Source organism: Rahnella bruchi (assembly GCF_003614975.1).
Lineage (GTDB): Bacteria > Pseudomonadota > Gammaproteobacteria > Enterobacterales > Enterobacteriaceae > Rahnella > Rahnella bruchi.
Genome location: NZ_QZWI01000003.1, coordinates 46,665 through 64,428 on the forward strand (window position 1 = coordinate 46,665; position 17,764 = coordinate 64,428).

The 17,764-nt window shown below is 51.7% G+C and carries 14 protein-coding genes; 6 read left to right on the top strand and 8 right to left on the bottom strand.

Translation table 11 applies throughout. From position 1 onward, the window contains the following. Positions 1-45: 45 nt before the first annotated feature. Together D5398_RS07480 and D5398_RS07485 are read right to left on the bottom strand one after the other, a co-directional pair. Positions 46-1,134, bottom strand: coding sequence for a capsule biosynthesis protein (locus D5398_RS07480; protein WP_208645926.1), 1,089 nt, complete (start codon positions 1,132-1,134; stop codon positions 46-48). Between the two features lie 195 nt (positions 1,135-1,329). Then, on the bottom strand, positions 1,330-2,316 hold the full coding sequence (locus tag D5398_RS07485; RefSeq protein ID WP_162940736.1) for a KpsF/GutQ family sugar-phosphate isomerase: 987 nt from the start codon (positions 2,314-2,316) through the stop codon (positions 1,330-1,332). A 508-nt stretch (positions 2,317-2,824) separates the two neighbouring features. Here D5398_RS07485 and D5398_RS07490 point away from each other — a divergent pair. The 5 genes from D5398_RS07490 (at position 2,825) to ybiO (ending at position 8,220) form a co-directional block, all read left to right on the top strand. Beyond that, a complete protein-coding gene (locus D5398_RS07490; RefSeq protein WP_120507052.1) occupies positions 2,825-3,091 on the top strand; it encodes a DksA/TraR family C4-type zinc finger protein in 267 nt (88 codons plus the stop codon). Between the two features lie 401 nt (positions 3,092-3,492). After that, entirely contained in the window at positions 3,493-4,236 is a 744-nt protein-coding gene (gene glnH / locus D5398_RS07500; protein WP_013574683.1) for a glutamine ABC transporter substrate-binding protein GlnH, read from the top strand. Between the two features lie 110 nt (positions 4,237-4,346). Further along, positions 4,347-5,006, top strand: a complete 660-nt coding sequence (gene glnP / locus D5398_RS07505; protein ID WP_120131341.1) for a glutamine ABC transporter permease GlnP — start codon at positions 4,347-4,349, stop codon at positions 5,004-5,006. Beyond that, the gene (glnQ, locus tag D5398_RS07510) at positions 5,003-5,725 is read left to right on the top strand and encodes a glutamine ABC transporter ATP-binding protein GlnQ (protein ID WP_120507054.1); all 723 of its coding nucleotides are present in this window, start codon (positions 5,003-5,005) and stop codon (positions 5,723-5,725) included. The genes glnP and glnQ overlap by 4 nt, the downstream gene beginning before the upstream one ends. A gap of 296 nt (positions 5,726-6,021) precedes the next feature. Continuing rightward, the gene (gene ybiO / locus D5398_RS07515; protein WP_244216724.1) at positions 6,022-8,220 is read left to right on the top strand and encodes a mechanosensitive channel protein; all 2,199 of its coding nucleotides are present in this window, start codon (positions 6,022-6,024) and stop codon (positions 8,218-8,220) included. A 48-nt stretch (positions 8,221-8,268) separates the two neighbouring features. Here the strand turns inward: ybiO and D5398_RS07520 are convergent, their stop codons facing one another. Together D5398_RS07520 and rlmF are read right to left on the bottom strand one after the other, a co-directional pair. Continuing rightward, positions 8,269-9,579 carry a methyl-accepting chemotaxis protein gene (locus tag D5398_RS07520; protein ID WP_120507056.1) on the bottom strand — a complete coding sequence of 437 codons (1,311 nt, stop codon included), beginning with the start codon at positions 9,577-9,579 and terminating at the stop codon, positions 8,269-8,271. A 335-nt stretch (positions 9,580-9,914) separates the two neighbouring features. Beyond that, positions 9,915-10,889: a 23S rRNA (adenine(1618)-N(6))-methyltransferase RlmF gene (gene rlmF / locus D5398_RS07530; RefSeq protein WP_120507058.1), complete on the bottom strand. Its 975-nt coding sequence runs from the start codon at positions 10,887-10,889 to the stop codon at positions 9,915-9,917. A gap of 206 nt (positions 10,890-11,095) precedes the next feature. Between rlmF and D5398_RS07535 the strand changes: the two genes are divergently transcribed. Next, positions 11,096-11,725: a flavin reductase family protein gene (locus D5398_RS07535; RefSeq protein WP_120507432.1), complete on the top strand. Its 630-nt coding sequence runs from the start codon at positions 11,096-11,098 to the stop codon at positions 11,723-11,725. Between the two features lie 83 nt (positions 11,726-11,808). Here D5398_RS07535 and D5398_RS07540 read toward each other — a convergent pair whose 3' ends face one another. The 4 genes from D5398_RS07540 to dinG all read right to left on the bottom strand — a co-directional run bounded on the left by D5398_RS07540 (position 11,809) and on the right by dinG (position 17,470). After that, entirely contained in the window at positions 11,809-13,671 is a 1,863-nt protein-coding gene (locus D5398_RS07540) for a M3 family metallopeptidase (protein ID WP_120507059.1), read from the bottom strand. A 112-nt stretch (positions 13,672-13,783) separates the two neighbouring features. After that, positions 13,784-14,125, bottom strand: a complete 342-nt coding sequence (locus D5398_RS07545) for a zinc ribbon domain-containing protein YjdM (RefSeq protein ID WP_120507060.1) — start codon at positions 14,123-14,125, stop codon at positions 13,784-13,786. 163 nt (positions 14,126-14,288) lie between these two features. Next, positions 14,289-15,251, bottom strand: a complete 963-nt coding sequence (gene ybiB / locus D5398_RS07550; protein ID WP_120507061.1) for a DNA-binding protein YbiB — start codon at positions 15,249-15,251, stop codon at positions 14,289-14,291. 44 nt (positions 15,252-15,295) lie between these two features. After that, a complete protein-coding gene (gene dinG / locus D5398_RS07555; RefSeq protein ID WP_120507062.1) occupies positions 15,296-17,470 on the bottom strand; it encodes an ATP-dependent DNA helicase DinG in 2,175 nt (724 codons plus the stop codon). Between the last annotated feature and the right edge of the window lie 294 nt (positions 17,471-17,764).

Below are 17,764 nucleotides of genomic sequence, written 5' to 3' on the forward strand. Positions count from 1 at the left end.
TGTGTGCGATTCTTCAGGCAAAAAGGGATAGCGGTACAAACCACATCAATCTTTATGGTCATCGATAACGGCCAGCAATAATTTAATCGTTCCGAATAACAGGCAGCACACCAGCAGCCAGCTTGCGATCATATAAGGAATATTCGGGAACGTGGTTTCTTGCGGGAGCTGCGGCGAACTGATCACCGAAAGCACTTTCAGTTTCCGTGCCGCTTCAACACGGGTTTTCTCAACCGATGTCAGCGTCAGTTTGTAGAGCTCGGTATCAAACTCGACTTTCGATTTAATGCTTTCGAAATCCACCGCCATGCTGTTCAGCTGATGGCCATCCGGTGCGGTGATTTTGCTTTTTTCCTGATCGATTTGCTTGCCGAGAGAAGTAATGGCGTTCTGCGCGCTGATCACCTGCGGCGCATCTTCACGCAGATAGGTCAGCAGGTTGCGCAGTTCCGCTTCCATCTGGATTTTTTGCCCCATCAGCGTATTGACTAACGTGGTCGCTGCAATCGCCTGAGCCTGCGGATCGAGAATATTGTTGTGGTTCTGATACGCCAGTAACTGGGTTTTGCTTTCGTCCAGACGGGCGCGGGCTTCACGCATTTCGTTTTCAGCAAACGCCTGCTGATCGCGGGCGATTTTATGCGTGATTTCGTTAATGAAACGTTCGGATTCTTTGAGAACCGCTTTGTTGAACAGCTCAGCGAATTCCGGCGTAAAGCCCTGAGTGCCGATGGTCAGCATGCCGGATTTGTCGTCATAAGTGACGGCAATGCGGTCGCGGTAGTAGTTCAGGAACTGCTCGCTGCTGGAATCTTTCGGCAGGTGATACAGAAAATCCAGACCGCTTTTACCGAAAACGGAATGGAAATCGAGCTGCTTATCCAGCACCGCCAGCATGTCCGGCGAGTTGATGTATTCTTTTAAATACATGGCGTCCTGAGCGGTGCTCGGATTCCCGGCCCCCAGCAGCAGGCCGACGTTCAGGCTGGATCCGCTGATGTCGTTAGAACTTTTGATAGCGACCGTAGATTCGCTGAGATAACGCGGACGGCTGAAGATCACCAGATAGATGATCAGCAACGCCATCGGCAGGCCGATCACAATTTTACCTAAATTGCGGTTCAGCGTGGCCATATTAAGATGAGGAGATCGACGAACCCGGGCAATGTGTTCGCCGGGCCATGCGGACTTCAATTTTTCAATAAACATTTATGATCATCATGACAAACAGCACGTTTTTATCGTCGTGCTTTATTAAAAGTACCGTGAAAACCTTATTTCCCTCGCATAAGGTTCACGGTGCGCAAATAGTTAAGTCTTGCTTTTTCGTCAGTCGAAGATACGAACTAACCCTGCAACGTTCTTTTCTTTGTCCGTCACCAGCAACACCGAAACGCGGTGCTTTTGCATCAGCATTTCAGCATCCGTAATCATCATGTCAGCCGTTAATGTCAGCGGCGAACGGGTCATCATGTCTCTGGCACACGCGCTGTCGAGCTGTGCATTCTTTTCCATATAGCGACGCAAATCGCCATCAGTAATGATGCCGGCCAACTGGTTCTGCGCATCATTGACTGCCACCATGCCCTGACACCCGCAGGTGATCGCCGAGATCACCTGACGGAATTCGGTGTCTTCGGTAATGGTCGGCACGTTCGTCTGCATCACGTCTGAAACGCGGGTCAGCAAACGGCGACCCAGTGAGCCGCCAGGATGGTAGCGGGCGAAATCCGTCGGCAGGAATTTACGCTGATGGATAAGCGCCACGGCCAGCGCATCGCCGATCGCCATGGTCAGCGTGGTCGATGTCGTCGGAGCCAGATTATTCGGGCAGCTTTCACTTTCCATCATCAATTCAAGCGTCGCATCAGCATGTTTAGCCAGCGTCGATTCGCAGTGGTTCGTGATCGCAATAATGCGGTTACCAAACTGTCGCAGAGAAGGAATAAGCTTGAGAATTTCGTCGGTTTCGCCGCTCGCTGAAATCAGGATCAGCAGGTCATACGGCGTAATCATCCCCAGATCGCCGTGAAAGGCTTCTGCAGGATGAATAAAGAAACTGGGGGTTCCGGTTGAGGCCAGCGTTGCGGAAATTTTGCGCCCGACATGCCCTGACTTTCCCATTCCGGAGAGGATCACGTGGCCTTTACACTCCACAATCAGCTTCAGCGCCTTCTGGTACTGAACGCTGTCGAGTTGTGAAGAAAGTCGGTGTAAGGCATCAGCCTGCTCAGAAAGCGTACTGCGCACCGAGTCAATCAGACCGGGCTGTAAGGGTACAAATCCCGTGCTTGCAACTACCTGATTATCTGCCACTTTTATACCCTGAATACCCTGTCCGGGATAAAACTCACTCAACGACTACACTATAGAGTGGTTATTTATTTTGGTTAGCCGATCAAGTCAATGCGCGGAGACGAATTCCATTTCCTGGTCTGACCGGTCGATGCTGCTTGGCAGCTGGGGGGAATTGAATGAGAAAAGCGAAAACCTGACCGAAGCAGAGGTTCGCGAGTAAAATATAAGCTTACATACACGTGAGAAAAGAAACAGATTCACACGGGTTATTGATAACTGAAACACATTCATTCAATTCACGCGATTTTTTAACATAGGGCACGAAATAACACAAATGCTATCGGACTTGTCCTAGGAATTTATGACATTTCGTTATTTCGTCGTGTTTAAAAAAAATTATCAACCACCTGTTTTATAACAATTTGCTCTTAGCTAGCACAATCAATCATAGCGAATTAGCACTATAAGCAAGCTATTATTAACGAATAGTGAATTGGTCGTAAGAAAATGTTTCAAGGAGGTCATAATGGCAAGCGGTTGGGCGCAAGATGGCGCCGTGCAGGACCAGATTGATTCCACAGTCAATGATGCGGTAGAACGTGCGCGGCAGTCGCTCGGGCATGGCGAAAGTGCACATTATTGTAGGGAATGCGGTGAGCCTATTCCCCAGGCCCGGCGGGAAGCGCTTCAGGGCGTGCAATATTGTGTTAAGTGCCAGGCTGAGATAGACAAGAAGCAGCAGGATCATGCCGGATACAACCGGCGCGGCAGTAAAGACAGCCAGTTGCGTTAGCATTTTTTCTTATGACCGGTTGCACCACTTTGGTTCAACCACAGACTCTTCCTGCCTAAATTTGGCCATTCCCTTCTTAACATTTGCTTCAAAACTGAGCACTGGTTTTACCCAGGTTCTAATAAAGTTAGAGCGAGTTATCATTTGAGCAGCACAGTTGTTAATTAATGATTGTTTAAAATACAACATCTGGTTAATGATGAAGCCATGCACCATGAGAGAACATTTCAACATGTTAGATTGCACCACTACAGTGCCTTCGTGCATTAGAATGCCGCTTGATCGGTTCAGCAGCGCGATAACTTATTGAATTTTAATATGCACAAATCTTGGCATAGATTTTGCATTAAAGCGCCGTAACCCAATGCCGTTCCCATAATATGTACAAAGGAAATTCACTGATGAAGTCACTGTTAAAAGTTTCCCTGGCCGCGTTGACTCTGGCCTTTGCCGTTAGCTCCCACGCAGCAGACAAAAAACTGATCGTAGCTACCGACACTGCGTTTGTACCGTTTGAATTCAAACAAGGCGACAAGTATGTCGGCTTCGACATTGACCTCTGGGACGCGGTCGCCAAAGAGATGAAAGTCTCTTATGAACTGAAACCAATGGATTTCGGCGGCATCATTCCTGCCCTGCAAACTCATAACATTGACCTGGCTCTGGCCGGTATCACCATCACCCCTGAGCGCAAAAAAGCGATCGACTTCTCTGACGGTTACTACAACAGCGGCCTGATGGTGATGGTTAAGAGCAATAACGACGCCATCAAAAGCGTTGCTGACCTGAAAGGCAAAACCGTTGCAGTGAAAAGCGGCACCAGCTCCGTGGATTACATGAAAGCCAACGTACAGACCAAAGACCTGCGTCAGTTCCCGAACATCGACAGCGCTTACATGGAACTGGGCACTGGCCGTGCTGATGCGGTAATGCATGACACGCCAAACATCCTGTATTTCATCAAAACTGCCGGTAAAGGTCAGTTTAAAGCGGTCGGCGATTCACTGGCTGGCCAGCAATACGGAATCGCATTCCCGCAAGGCAGTGACCTGCGCGAGAAAGCCAACGCCGCGTTGAAAACCATCAAAGAGAATGGTACTTACGCAGCAATCTACAAAAAATGGTTTGATACCGAACCTAAATAAGAAGTTTTAATTTAAGTCGTTCCTTTTTTAAGAAAGAGCACTTGATAAGAAGCGCCTGTCAGATGCGAATCTGCACAGGCGCAGTTTGTTGTTTTACCAGGAGATAATCCATGCAGTTTGACTGGAGCGTAATTTGGCCCGCTCTGCCTATCCTGCTCGAAGGCGCTAAAATGACACTGTGGATTTCGATCCTCGGTCTGGTTGGCGGTCTGATTATTGGTGTGATTGCGGGTTTTGCCCGCGCGTTTGGTGGCTGGTTTAGCAGCAACGTCGCACTGGTCTTTATCGAGCTCATTCGCGGTACGCCTATTGTCGTACAGGTAATGTTCATTTACTTCGCACTGCCGATGATGGTTCCCGATCTGCGCATCGACCCGTTCAGCGCGGCGGTGGTGACTATCATCATCAACTCCGGTGCTTATATCGCTGAAATTACGCGTGGTGCGGTGTTGTCGATTCACAACGGATTCCGTGAAGCGGGTCTGGCGCTGGGTCTTTCGCGCCGTGCAACTCTGCGTTACATCATCATGCCGCTGGCGTTACGCCGCATGTTGCCACCGCTGGGTAACCAGTGGATTGTCAGTATCAAAGACACCTCACTGTTTATCGTTATCGGTGTGGCCGAACTGACCCGTCAGGGCCAGGAAATCATCGCCGGCAACTTCCGCGCCATGGAAATCTGGAGTGCGGTTGCTGTTATCTATCTGATCATCACGCTGGCTCTGAGCTTTGTTCTGCGCCGCTTAGAACGCAAACTGAAAATTATATGATTGAATTCAAGAACGTCTCAAAACACTTCGGTAAAACCCAGGTGCTCCACGACATCGATCTGAACATTTCTCAGGGTGAAGTCGTGGTTATTATCGGGCCATCCGGTTCCGGTAAATCGACACTGTTGCGTTGCATCAACAAGCTGGAAGAAATCACTTCCGGTGATCTGATTGTTGATGGCCTGAAAGTGAACGATCCGAAAGTCGACGAACGTCTGATCCGCCAGGAAGCGGGCATGGTGTTCCAGCAGTTTTATCTGTTCCCGCACATGACAGCACTGGAAAACGTGGCTTTCGGCCCGATCCGTGTTCGTGGTGCGTCGAAGGATGAAGCCAATAAACTGGCGAAGGAACTGCTGGCGAAAGTCGGTCTTTCCGAGCGCGCTAATCACTATCCGTCTGAGCTTTCCGGCGGACAGCAGCAGCGTGTGGCAATTGCCCGTGCGCTGGCGGTTAAGCCTAAACTGATGCTGTTTGATGAACCAACCTCTGCGCTGGATCCGGAACTGCGTCACGAAGTGCTGACCGTTATGAAGCAGCTGGCTGAAGAAGGCATGACGATGGTTATCGTGACGCACGAAGTCGGCTTTGCGGAAAAGGTGGCTTCACGTCTGATCTTCATCGATAAAGGTCGTATCGCCGAAGACGGTAAACCGTCTGATCTGGTGAACAACCCGCCGAGTGAACGTCTGCGCGAATTCCTGCAGCACGTTTCTTGATGCAGCTCTTCTGGCTCCGAAAACAAAACGCTCATTGAATATAATGGTGGGCTGGTTTGCTCCTCCCCCTGCGAAGGGGGAAGTTGGGAGGGGGTTTAGCAGGCACTCCCTTTGCTAAAGCACATTTCAACTTTAGTTTTTGACCTTAATACCCCACCCCAACCCTCCCCTTCGCAGGAGAGGGAGCTTTCCGGATGCCAGTTTCAGATTTGTACTCCCCTACCCTCAGGGCTAACCTACGCCGATTAACCGCTATTTTTGAGAGAGGAACAATGCCGCATAACGACAGGACTCCGTTGGCTCACCGCATCCAAACACACTTATATTCCATCTTGCTGTTCATCACGCTGGCCCTGTTCAGCGCTTTCAGCCACGCGGCAGAACAACCTGCCGGAGCCGATCAACAAAAAGCCTCTTACACCGCGCTGGCCGATATCCTTCAGGATGATAAAGCCCGCGCGCAACTGGTCGCACATCTGCGTGAAGCGGCCAAAACCGAAACGACGGGGTCTGCTCCGGTCGCTGAAAAGCCTGAACCGAAGCCTGAGCAACTTTCCCTCATCGACGAGCTGGTCGATACCACGCAAGGTACCGTTGCGCAGTTCAAAGAACGTGTACAGAAGCTGAAAGCCACCATAGATTCCGGTCCACAGCACAGCTTTAGCGCGGACCGCTTTTTCGCGGCGTTGGGGTATTTCCTGCTTACCGTCGCCGTGACTTTTGCGCTGTTTCATCTGATCCGCAAACTGGTCGGCCCTCTGTATATCCGCCTCGGACGCTGGGGAAATAACGCGCGGCTGAAGCAGGCGCACTGGTATCAGTTGCCCGCCAGTATTCTGGGCGCATTCGCTATCGATCTGATTATTTTGCTGCTGACCGTCGCCGCCGGAAACCTGTTCACACAATATATGAACGGTGGCAGCGCACTGATTGCGCGTCAGGAAGCGCTTTTCCTCAGCGCCTTTGCTGTGATCGAATTCTTCAAAGCCGTATTGCGGCTGATATTTTCGCCCGGCTTTAGTTTCCTTCGCCCCTTCCCGCTGTCCGACGTGACCGCCCGTTACTGGAATACCCGTCTGGCCTGGGTCAGCGGCCTGATTGGCTACGCGCTGATGGTCGGCGTGCCGGTCGTAGCGACGCAAATCAACTACACCACCGCCGCCGTGGTCAATTTTGTGGTAATGCTGGGACTGACGATTTATGCCAGCTGGCTGATTCTGCATAACCGACGCACTATCCATCGCGAATTCAATCTGCTGGCAGAACGTTCAATGGCGTTTTTCAGCGTGATCCTGCGCGCCCTCGGGCATGTCTGGCATCTGCTGGCGGTGAGTTATTTCGTCGTGCTGTTTTTCCTGTCACAGTTTGATTTTGCCGGCAGCCTGCGGTTTATGATGACCGCTACGGTAAAAAGTCTGGTGGTCATTGCGCTCGGCGCGCTGATTTCCGGCCTGCTTTCCCGCTGGATCAACCGCCGCATTACCCTGCCGGACGACGTGAATCGCCGCTATCCGCTGTTGCAAAAACGCATTAACTCGTACATTCCGGCAGGTCTGAAAATTATCCGCGTGCTGGTGGTGCTGAGCGTGACGCTGTTCCTGCTCGATGCATGGCACATCTTCAATCTCAATAAATGGTTCATGACTGAAAACGGCGAGAAGGTGGTCAGCGGCCTGACTCATATCCTGTTTATCTTGTGCTTTGCGATATTTGGCTGGACGCTGCTGGCAAGCATGATTGAACACCGTCTGGGACAGGAATTGTCTAACGGCGCGCGACCAAGCGCCCGTGAGCGGACGTTACTGACGCTGTTTCGCAACGTGCTCGCCATCGTTATCTGTACGATCACCGTGATGATCATGCTCTCGCAAATCGGTCTGAATATCGCGCCTCTGCTCGCCGGTGCCGGTGCGCTGGGTCTGGCGGTCAGCTTCGGTGCGCAAACGCTGGTAAAAGATGTCATTACCGGGATTTTCATCCAGTTCGAAAACGGCATGAATACCGGCGAGTACGTCACCGTCATGGGGATCACCGGCACGGTCGAAAGCATGACCATCCGTTCGATTGGCCTGCGTGATATTTACGGCGTTTTCCACATCGTTCCTTACTCTTCCATCACCACGCTTTCCAACTACGAGCGCGAGTTCGGCGTCTACCGCGCCAGCTACAACGTCAGTCGCGACGAAGATGTCGATAAGGCCAATGACGTGCTGCGTCTGGCCGTAGAAGAGTTGCAGCAGGATGAGAAAATCAGGCCTCTGCTGCTCGGTGAGCCGATCTTCCAGGGCGTGGTGGGATTGGGTGACCAGTTCTTCACCATCCGCGTGCTGATACGCACCAGAGCGCTGGAGCAATGGACGGTGCAGTACGCGCTGGACAGACTGGTTAAGATTCACTTCGAGAAAGCCGGAATGGTCATGCCGAGACAGGCTGTACAGATATATAAAGATGAAGGATTGCCGCCGGAAAATCCGGGAAGAGTTTCTGTTTCTTAGGTTTTGCCTGCTCCTCCCCCTGCGAAGGGGGAGGGAGCGAAACGATAATTAGTGCCTTGTCTGCCCCTGATCTCCCGTAATAACGGAAAACTCCGCCATCATCCGCACCAGATCCTGCATTCCAAGATTGACCTGATTGATCACGTCCCCCGCGTTACGGCTCAGCGCTACGCCGCCACCGGCACGGTTGACGCAGTTCCCCATGCCATCAATTGCCGCCATCACGCCGTCGCGGATACTTTGCGTCAGCTGGTCAATTTCGACTGCTGCCTTACGCGACTGATCGGCAAGCGAGCGGACTTCCCCGGCGACCACGGCGAATCCCCTGCCCTGTTCTCCGGCGTGGGCCGCTTCAATCGTGGCGTTAATGGCCAGCAGATTGGTCTGGGAGGAAATTCTGCGGATGGTATCCACCATTTCGCCAATGCGTTCTGAAGTTTGTCCCAGCTGCCCGATAATCTCAGAAGTACGCCGCGCCAGCGCTTCCACTTCCTGCATATCTTCCACCGCTTTCTGCACGATGGTGACACCCTCAGCGGCGGTTTTATCCGTCGTCAGTGAAAGCTCATGCACATGCGTCATCATGCTTTCCTGCTGGCGCTGCTGAGCCATCTGGCTGGTAATGTCCTGAGCGATTTTGACAATTTTTACCACTTTACCATCGTCGTCAATGACCGGGTTATAACTCGCCTCCAGCCAGATTGCCTGACCACGGCCATTCATACGCTCGAAGCGGCCGAGAATAAACTCGCCGTTTCGCAAACGCTGCCAGTGGTTGCGGTAATCATGAGAATCACGATATTGCGGAAGACAAAACATCGAATGAGGATGGCCTTTAATTTGTTGCAGAGAATAACCCATGACTTTCAGGAAGTTATTGTTTGCAGAAATCACATGACCGCCGGGTGTAAAAGTAATCAGCGCCATTGAACGTTCCAGCGCCTGAAGAATTCCCTGGTGCTCGTGAGATTCATTAATTCTTTCGGAGACATCACTGGCAATTTTAATTATTTCAGTGACTTTGCCTTGTTTGTTTTTGACAGGTACATAGGTCGCTTCCAGCCAGATTAAGTTTCCGTTTTTTTGTACGCGTTTAATATTTCCGCTGACCGACTTTCCCTGCCGCAAACCTTCCCAGTGCAAACGATACGCATCACTGGCAACAAACTCTGGCGTACAAAAAATCCGGTGAGGCTGACCAATCACCTCATTCCTGTTGTACCCCATGCTGCTCAGAAACAGATCGTTGACCTCAAGCACCACGCCTTCTGGCGAGAAGGCGATCATCGGAACTGCCTGCTGAATAGCAGCGAATTTATCACGCCATGCCGTAGTAAACTGATGAGAAAATAATTGCATAGGACAGACACCCTGTGGCTGATAACGTGAATTAATGTGCAATCGCAATTAATTGAAATAAACACGTGCTAATTCCCGCGAGTTATTAGCCACATCACTAATAAACCACGAGAAATTAGTCTGACCCCTGGGTGGGTTTTTGGCAGGTGCGTACATTGTCAAAAATAATGCGGTGGAAAATAAAGTCACCCGCAAAATCATTACTCTGTTAATTAATCAACTTTCTTATAGTGAATTAAGCATAATTTATTCCACTGAAAAAGAAAGGGGGGCGCGGGACTATTTTTGCAGCCTGTTCATCGTCAGAGTAACAGGCTGCAATAAGGCAATTTACACTATGATCGAACTGACCAGCGTTTGATTGCCCAACTTTTTTGCTGTGAAGGCGTCAGGAATGTCCAGGCCACGAAGCGGCTGATCTTGTTTCCGTGAACCATTTCGACAGTGCGGACATCGGTCGCGCCTTCTTCACTCAGGGCGTCATACAGTAACGGTAACGTAGTTTTTTTAGAAACCAGCACCGTGTACCAGAAACAGTTCTGCGCTTTACCTGCGCTCTCTTCAGCCATGCGAACTACAAACGCTTCTTCGCCGCCTTCACACCACAATTCGTTGTGCTGACCGCCAAAGTTCAGTTCCGCAGTACCGGCACGACGATCGAGACCGAGATTCTGACGTTTACGCTGACTGCCTGACGCCGCATCCGCCGCCGAAGCATGGAATGGCGGATTACACAGCACCGCATCATAACGCTCGTCATGACGGATAATAGTGTCGAGGATGCGCGGCGGTTTAGCCTGTAAACGGAAACGCACCTGATTGGTCAGCTGCGGATTGGTCGCCACAATTTTCTTGGCCGCAGCCATGGAAACCGCATCAATCTCGCTGGCTGTGAAGCGCCAGCCATATTCACGCAGACCGATAATCGGGTAAATACAGTTAGCGCCCACACCGATATCCAGCACGGAAATGTCTTTACCCTGCGGAATATTGCCGTTGTTACTGCCCGCCAGCAAATCGGCCAGATGGTGAATATAATCCGCACGTCCGGGGATTGGCGGGCACAGATAATCTGCCGGAATATCCCAGTTTTCAATCTGATAGCAATCGCGCAGCAGGGCACGGTTCAGGGCTTTGACTGCCTGAGCATTGGCGAAATCTACGGACAAATCGCCCCATTTATTTTCGACAACAAACGGTGCCAGTTCCGGGCTGCTGGCAATCAGGGCCGGGAAATCATAGCGGTTGCGATGACGATTTCGCGGGTGAAGACCGCTTTTTTCCTGAGGGAAGACTTTCTTTTTTTCCACCTGAGTGACTCTCCGAAAGGTGTGCGCGACACATAAAATATGCGATGGGGCGTTTGATAATCATGAATGGCGCACAAGATACCACAAAGCGCCGCCGCCTGCCGGATGCATGCAGGATGAAGCGGGCACATAAAAACCGTCAACGCCTGATTAAATCGGATAATGTACAAATCATAGTCTTTATGAATTATTTGCTGAGGAAAATCATGAGCACTGATGATCGCTATTATTACGAACCGACCAAAGGCCACGGCCTGCCACATGATCCGCTGAACGCTATCGTGGGCCCGCGCCCTATTGGCTGGATTTCCTCCCGCAATGCTGCCGGACAGCGCAATCTGGCACCTTACAGCTTCTTTAACTGCTTCAATTACCGCCCGCCGATCATTGGCTTTGCCAGCAGCGGCTGGAAAGACAGCGTGGCGAATATCGTCGAAACCGGTGAATTCGTCTGGAACCTGACTACCCGACCGCTGGCAGTGAAAATGAACGAAAGCTCAGCGTCGCTGGAACACGGTGAAGACGAGTTCGGGTTTGCGGGTCTGACAGCGCAACCGGGAACACTGGTTGCTGCCGATCGCGTACTGGAAAGTCCGGTGAATTTTGAGTGCAAACTGACGCAGTGTATCCAGCTGAAAACGGCGGCCGGGGGTGATATCGATACCTGGCTGGTGCTGGGCGAAGTGGTCGCCGTGCATATCGCGCCGCATCTGTTGATTGACGGCATTTATCAGACTGCGCTTGCCGAACCTGTCTTGCGCGCCGGTGGCCCTTCGGCCTACTACGGTATTTCTGAAGATTTACGCTTTGATCTGATACGTCCCGACGCCCGCTAACCTGAAGCGTCAGACAAAAAAAGCCACCGTGCGTTTATGCCTGCCGGTGGCTTTTATTTTTTACGTAATTACTTTTACCGTAGCTATTTACTGTTGTAGTTCTGCTCAACGAAATCCGCGAAATCCTGACACATCGCATCATCACCGTCGGCGCTGTCCGCCAGGATAAGAACGCCATCCACCACGCGAATATGCACATTCAGGTCGAAATCAGCTTCCGGCTGCACACGAGCAGAAGCTTTTTCAATCGTCTGCTGCGCATCCTGCCACGCGGCATCAATGGTCTGATTGCAGGCCTGCGCCAGATAGTCAGGATTAAACCCTTCGCCGGTCAGACTGCGCAAGGTATCGTCGTGGCTGACGCTGTTGCCCGGCGTCCAGTAATGCTTCGCCAGATCCGGACCAATAGCCGGATTGTCAGTCAGATAGCCATCGCGTTTGAGGAAGAACGCACGGGTCTGCTCCACGGCCATCATCGCCAGCAGATAGCCCTGATATGAACAGGCGGATTCCATAGAAAGCAGATGAGGAATTGCCAGCGTCGGACGCGGGCTGCCGGTCACACCGAGAATATGCGTTTCGACGTCACGCGCCAGCGCGGTCATCGCTTCCGGCGTGCGTTTTTCATCCGGCCACTGATACAGCTGCCACTCGAAATACGGCACCAGCAGAATGTGACGTTCATTGAACGACCGCATCGGCTGGCGGGCTTCAATACTGGCACGGATCAGTTCATCCGGCACCGGCTCCCCGGCAATGTTTTTCGCGTAACGCTTCAACCAGTCAGCGTCCTCGAGCAAACTGTCACAGAACATCGACTGCGTTTCTGCATACGCCATCGACGTCGGCGGGAATTCCTGCGAGAAGCACGGCGCATTCTGGCGGATATTGGCGAAATGCGCCGCATGGCCCCCTTCATGGAACAACGTGTTCAGGCCAATTGCACCGCTGCCAATCTGATCCGGTTTTGCCAGACTGGTGAAGTTAATCACCGCAGGCACCCATTTACCGTTGTCATAAAACGGCGGCACCGGCCCGTGCATAAAACCGTTCTCGTATTTGCCTTCGCGAACCAGCAAATCCAGCTGCATTTCTGCACCGTTAAAACCGATATTCAGACGCTTAAAGCTGTCTATCCAGCGACGCAGGGAATCGGCGAAAGGGAAATAAGGATCGAGCTGACGGGTGACATCACCGGCGCTGGCGAAACGGATATTCCACGGCAGTAATGCGGCATCGCCTTCACGCGCCACCAGCTCATTGAGGCTGCGCGTGTTGCTTTCACGGGTTCGTTCTTCAAAGCGGTCAAGAATAGCGAATAATTGTTCCGGCGACATACGTTCGGTTTTATTCACTTTGTAATCGAAATAGTTGCGGTAACCGAGCTGGCGGGCAAAACGGTTACGCAGGCCGATCAGTTCAGGCAAGCCGTTGTGCAGCAACCAGTCTTCCAGGTCCCGCAACGCATTTTGGGAGCTGCGGCGGTAGGATTCATTTTCGTTATTGGCCTGATTCGTCAGCAGTTCGCCGAGGGAGGCATTGACGCGCTCGCCTTTGCTGTTGATGTGGGTCATGCGGTAGTGCTTACGCTTACCAAACAGCACGGATTCGGCCTGAATGATTTCATCCATCAGCGCCTGAGCTTTTGGATCTTCAATCACATTACAGTCGAAGAAATTCAGCCAGCCGCGCAGACCATGAAGCAGCGCATCACGCTCGTCACCGGCGATCTCTTTTTCAACACGGGCGATGGCATCACGTAATTCTTTCGGGCGGGAAGGTTCAGCGATAAAACGTTTGTAGGCGGTTTCGGCAGCGGAGAAAGCTTCGGAGACATTTTCATCACCGGTGCCCATGTAGTTTTGCCAGAACAGGTTTTCTTTGTCCTGATGCACTTTGAGGTAATCGCGATTGAGGGCGTTAAAATAGTCCTGAGCCTGTTTCATGTAATCTTCTCTGCTGAATGTTAAAGAGATTTTACATTGAGTGTATGTTCGCAAAGCGGTTATGTCGATATGGCAAAACCGCTTTTGAAGGTCAGGCTGGCATGTGCGGAGATCAGTTTTTCTTAACGAACTCTGATTTGAGTTTCATCTGACCGAAACCGTCAATCTTACAGTCGATGTTGTGATCGCCTTCGACCAGACGGATACCCTTCACTTTGGTACCAATTTTCAGCATCGAAGAACTGCCTTTAACTTTCAGGTCTTTAATGACAGTGACCGAATCGCCATCCGCCAGCAGATTACCGTTGGCATCGACGACTTTCAGCACATCGTCTTCACCGCCGGTTTCACCGCTCATTGACCAGACATGTCCACATTCAGGACAGTTTAGCATTTCACCGTCCTGCCAGGTGAATTCGGACTGACAGGTCGGGCAAGCTGGCAACGTTTCCATTATAAAACCCCTTAAAATTTTTAGAAAAAAATGAATAAAATCATGAAATAAATTTCATACTTTCTCTATTTTAACGCTTAACCACACTTTTGAACAGGGTAATGGGGGTTTTACTCCCTCCCCTTCGCAGGGGAGGGAGTGGATCGCGTTCACCAAAAGGTAATCAGAAAATCTGATCAACAATCATTTTGGCCTCAACCCTATCGCCACAAACTTCTGCGGCAACCAGACAACACGCTATCTGTTTGAGGAGCGCCTGCGGGATATCACGCTCGCCTTTCAGGCATTGCTGAATGTAGTTCACGGTGGTTTCGACGTCTTTGCCAGCTGGCACATCTGCGGCAAAAATTTCTTCTTTTTCTGCCAGCACGCGCAGTTCGCCACCGGCAATAAAGTGCGTCTGCGGGAAACGTGACGGGTGTGCATAGACTTCCCCTTCCGTCCCCTGCGTCAGCAAAGCGCGACCGTCAATCTGGCGGAAGAACGAGGAAACGCGCTGGATATACTCGGGATGGGAAACGCTGGATAAGCGCAACGCATCCTGCCCGATGAACGGCGTGATAAGCTTCGCCAGCGTATGGCTGCTGTTACGCACGCCCATCTGCCAGCGCAATGACAGCTGCTTTTCGACTGGCGCACACATAACTGAAATCGGCACAAACACCGGGCCGTTTCCGCTATCAAGCTGCTGCTGAGCCTGTTGCTGGTTTTGTGCCGCTTCGATACCTAACGCGCGGAAAATCTCCGCGCTGGTGATACGGGTCGGATCTTCGTCAACGCCATGCACCACGACCGGCAAACCAAGACGGCTAAGCAGAATCGCCAGCAACGGTGTGAGATTCGCCTGTTTGCGCGCGCCGTTATAGGTTGGGATCACCACAGGCAGCGGACGATTTTCCGGTGCCTGCAAACGCATGACGCGCTCTTCCATCGCAGCATAAAACCCGAGCATCTCTTCTTCCGCTTCGCCTTTAATACGAAACGCAATCAGAAGCGCCCCCAGCTGCAAATCAGGTACTTCACCGGCCAGAATTTCTCGGTACAACGCAAGCGACTGCTCACGGTCCAAATCACGGGCATGATTTTTTCCACGTCCCACTTCTTTGATGAGTTTGGTGTAATCCATCGTAGCGTTACCTTCTCTGTGTAATGACTTTTCTTCAGGAATAATTATCGCCGGCGGGCGCGGCGGCGAACCGGATCTTTCTTCGCTGTTTTCAGGATATCAGGGCGTTTCACCGAACCGGGCGCAGGCATTTCGCGATGTTCAATCGGAAACACCGGCAACGCCGCAAGCAGGCGCGAACCGTAGCTTTTGGTCAGCAGTCGCTTGTCATAAATCACAATTTCGCCGGTACATTCATGACTGCGGATCAGACGCCCGACCTGCTGGATCAGATTGAAAGACGCACTCGGTAAACTCTGCACTTCAAACGGGTAGCGTTTCAGCGTTTTCAGCCACTCGCCTTCGGTCAGGATCACCGGGCTGTCGATCGGCGGAAAAGCAATTTTGTGGATATGCACCTGCGTCAGCAATTCACCTTTCAGATCTAAACCTTCGGCGAACGATTGCAGGCCAATCAGCACGCTGGTGGTGCCTGCGGCTACACGCTTGCGGTGCTCCTCAACCAGCCGGTAACGGGGCTGATCGCCCTGCACCAGCAGCATCAGACGCAGATCCGGCAGCAGGGAGACAAATTGCTGCAACGCACGGTTGCTGGCGAACAGAACCAGCTGGCCGGTGTGTTGCCCTTTTGCCAGCTCGGCGCGGAAGAAATCAGCCATTTCCTGCAAATGGGCCGCTTCATTGGCCATCACCGGCTCAAGCGTCATTTGCGGGATCACCAGTTTACCCTGCGTGATATGGCTGAACGGCGAATCCAGGCTCACAAAATGGTCGCCGGCTTTTTCCGTCAGGCCGGTCATTTCCTGCAAACGGGAAAAACTGTTCAGCGAGCGCAGCGTCGCAGAGGTAATCACCACATGCGGCACTTTTCGCCACAGCATTTTTTCAAGCTGCTCACTCACGCGGATCCCCGCGCAGTGGAACACCAGATGCGTCTGGTTATCGAAATAAGTTCGCGTCACCCATTTGCCGATCGGCGCGTTAGAGGCTTTTTCCAGCGCCGCCAGCCGCCACAGCTTGCTCATGGTTTCGAGATAGCCCTGCATGCGGCTCATGTGCAAAATCGCCCGGTGCAGACGCATGATATCGTGCTTGCCGGTTTTCTCGCTGAGATCGTTCACCATGTACTCCGCCAGGCTGCGCAGACCATCGGTGAGTTTGAACAGGCGGCTGCACTGCTCGGTCAGTTCCGGCGGCAATAAGCCCAGCTCGAAACGGTATTCAGCTTCCGGCTCACCCGGTGGTAAATACTGGCTCACTGCCTGTTCAATCGAAAGCAGTAATTCGCGCATTTCCGCACAGTGATTATGCAGACGCTCGGCGTTGGTCAGCGGCGGCGGATTTTTCGGGGTAAACAGCGCCAGACATTGCTCAATCTGACGTACAAAATTATCGAGTTGCAGATTGTTCCACATAGCCGTGATTTCAGCGTCGACTTCCAGCGCGTCGCGCGCCACTTCCGGCAGATGATGTCCTTCGTCGAGCACCAGCAGCAGATCTTTCGCCGGTGGCAGCACCGATTCTGATTCCAGCGCCGCCATCACCAGCGCATGGTTAGTCACCACCACGTCGGCACTTTCAATCTCTTTACGCGCCACAAAATACGGGCATTCGCGAAAATAATGGCAGTTACGGCTCAGGCAATTGGCTTTGTCAGTGCTGATTTTAATCCACAGCGGATCGTCGATGGTTTTCTGGTAGTGATCGCGTAAACCATCCCACTCGTAGCGTGAAAGCGCGGTTTCCAGCGTTTTACACAGTTTCTGTTCTTCGCCGCTGGAAGGTGCCAGTTCATCGCCGAGAAATAATCCCAGATCGCCCTGCGCGTTTTCATTGCTCATCGCCGCCAAATTACGGGGACACACGTAACGCCCGCGACCAAAAGCGCCGGTAAATTTCAAATCAGGAATGATTTTTTTCAGCAGCGGTAAGTCTTTACTGAAGATCTGATCCTGCAACGCCACGTTTGCCGTGCTGACAATCAGTGGTTTTTCTTCCTCACGGCTGACCGCAATGCCGGGAATAAGATAGGACAGCGTTTTCCCGACGCCGGTTGGCGCTTCGATGGCCAGATGCCGTGCAGAATCCCCGGAAAATGCCTTCGCCACCTCTGCAATCATCTGACGTTGCGGAGCGCGGGAAATGAAATCCGGGATTTGCTGTTGCAGGGCTTTGTACCACTGGCTTATCTGATTTTTTACTGCCGGGGAAAGCGCCATGCATCTCTTTTTTGTTGGAGGTGAGACAGGAATGTCCCGGCTATTGTCCCACAGACCGGCTTCTGACGCAGCCCGAAATCTTGTTTAAGGGCATTTCCTGTGGCTAACATTTATGCAGAAAAAAAGGAGGATGTGTAAAAAAAGAAAAAGTTCATTTCTGACTGTCATAAATTGATCACAAATATACGGTAAAAAACTCTCGCTGAGAAAAATCCGAGCCCATACGGAATGCACAGCAAAAATGATGAACAGCGTCTTTTCAAAAGACTTCATATAAAGCTTTATTGAAAAGCT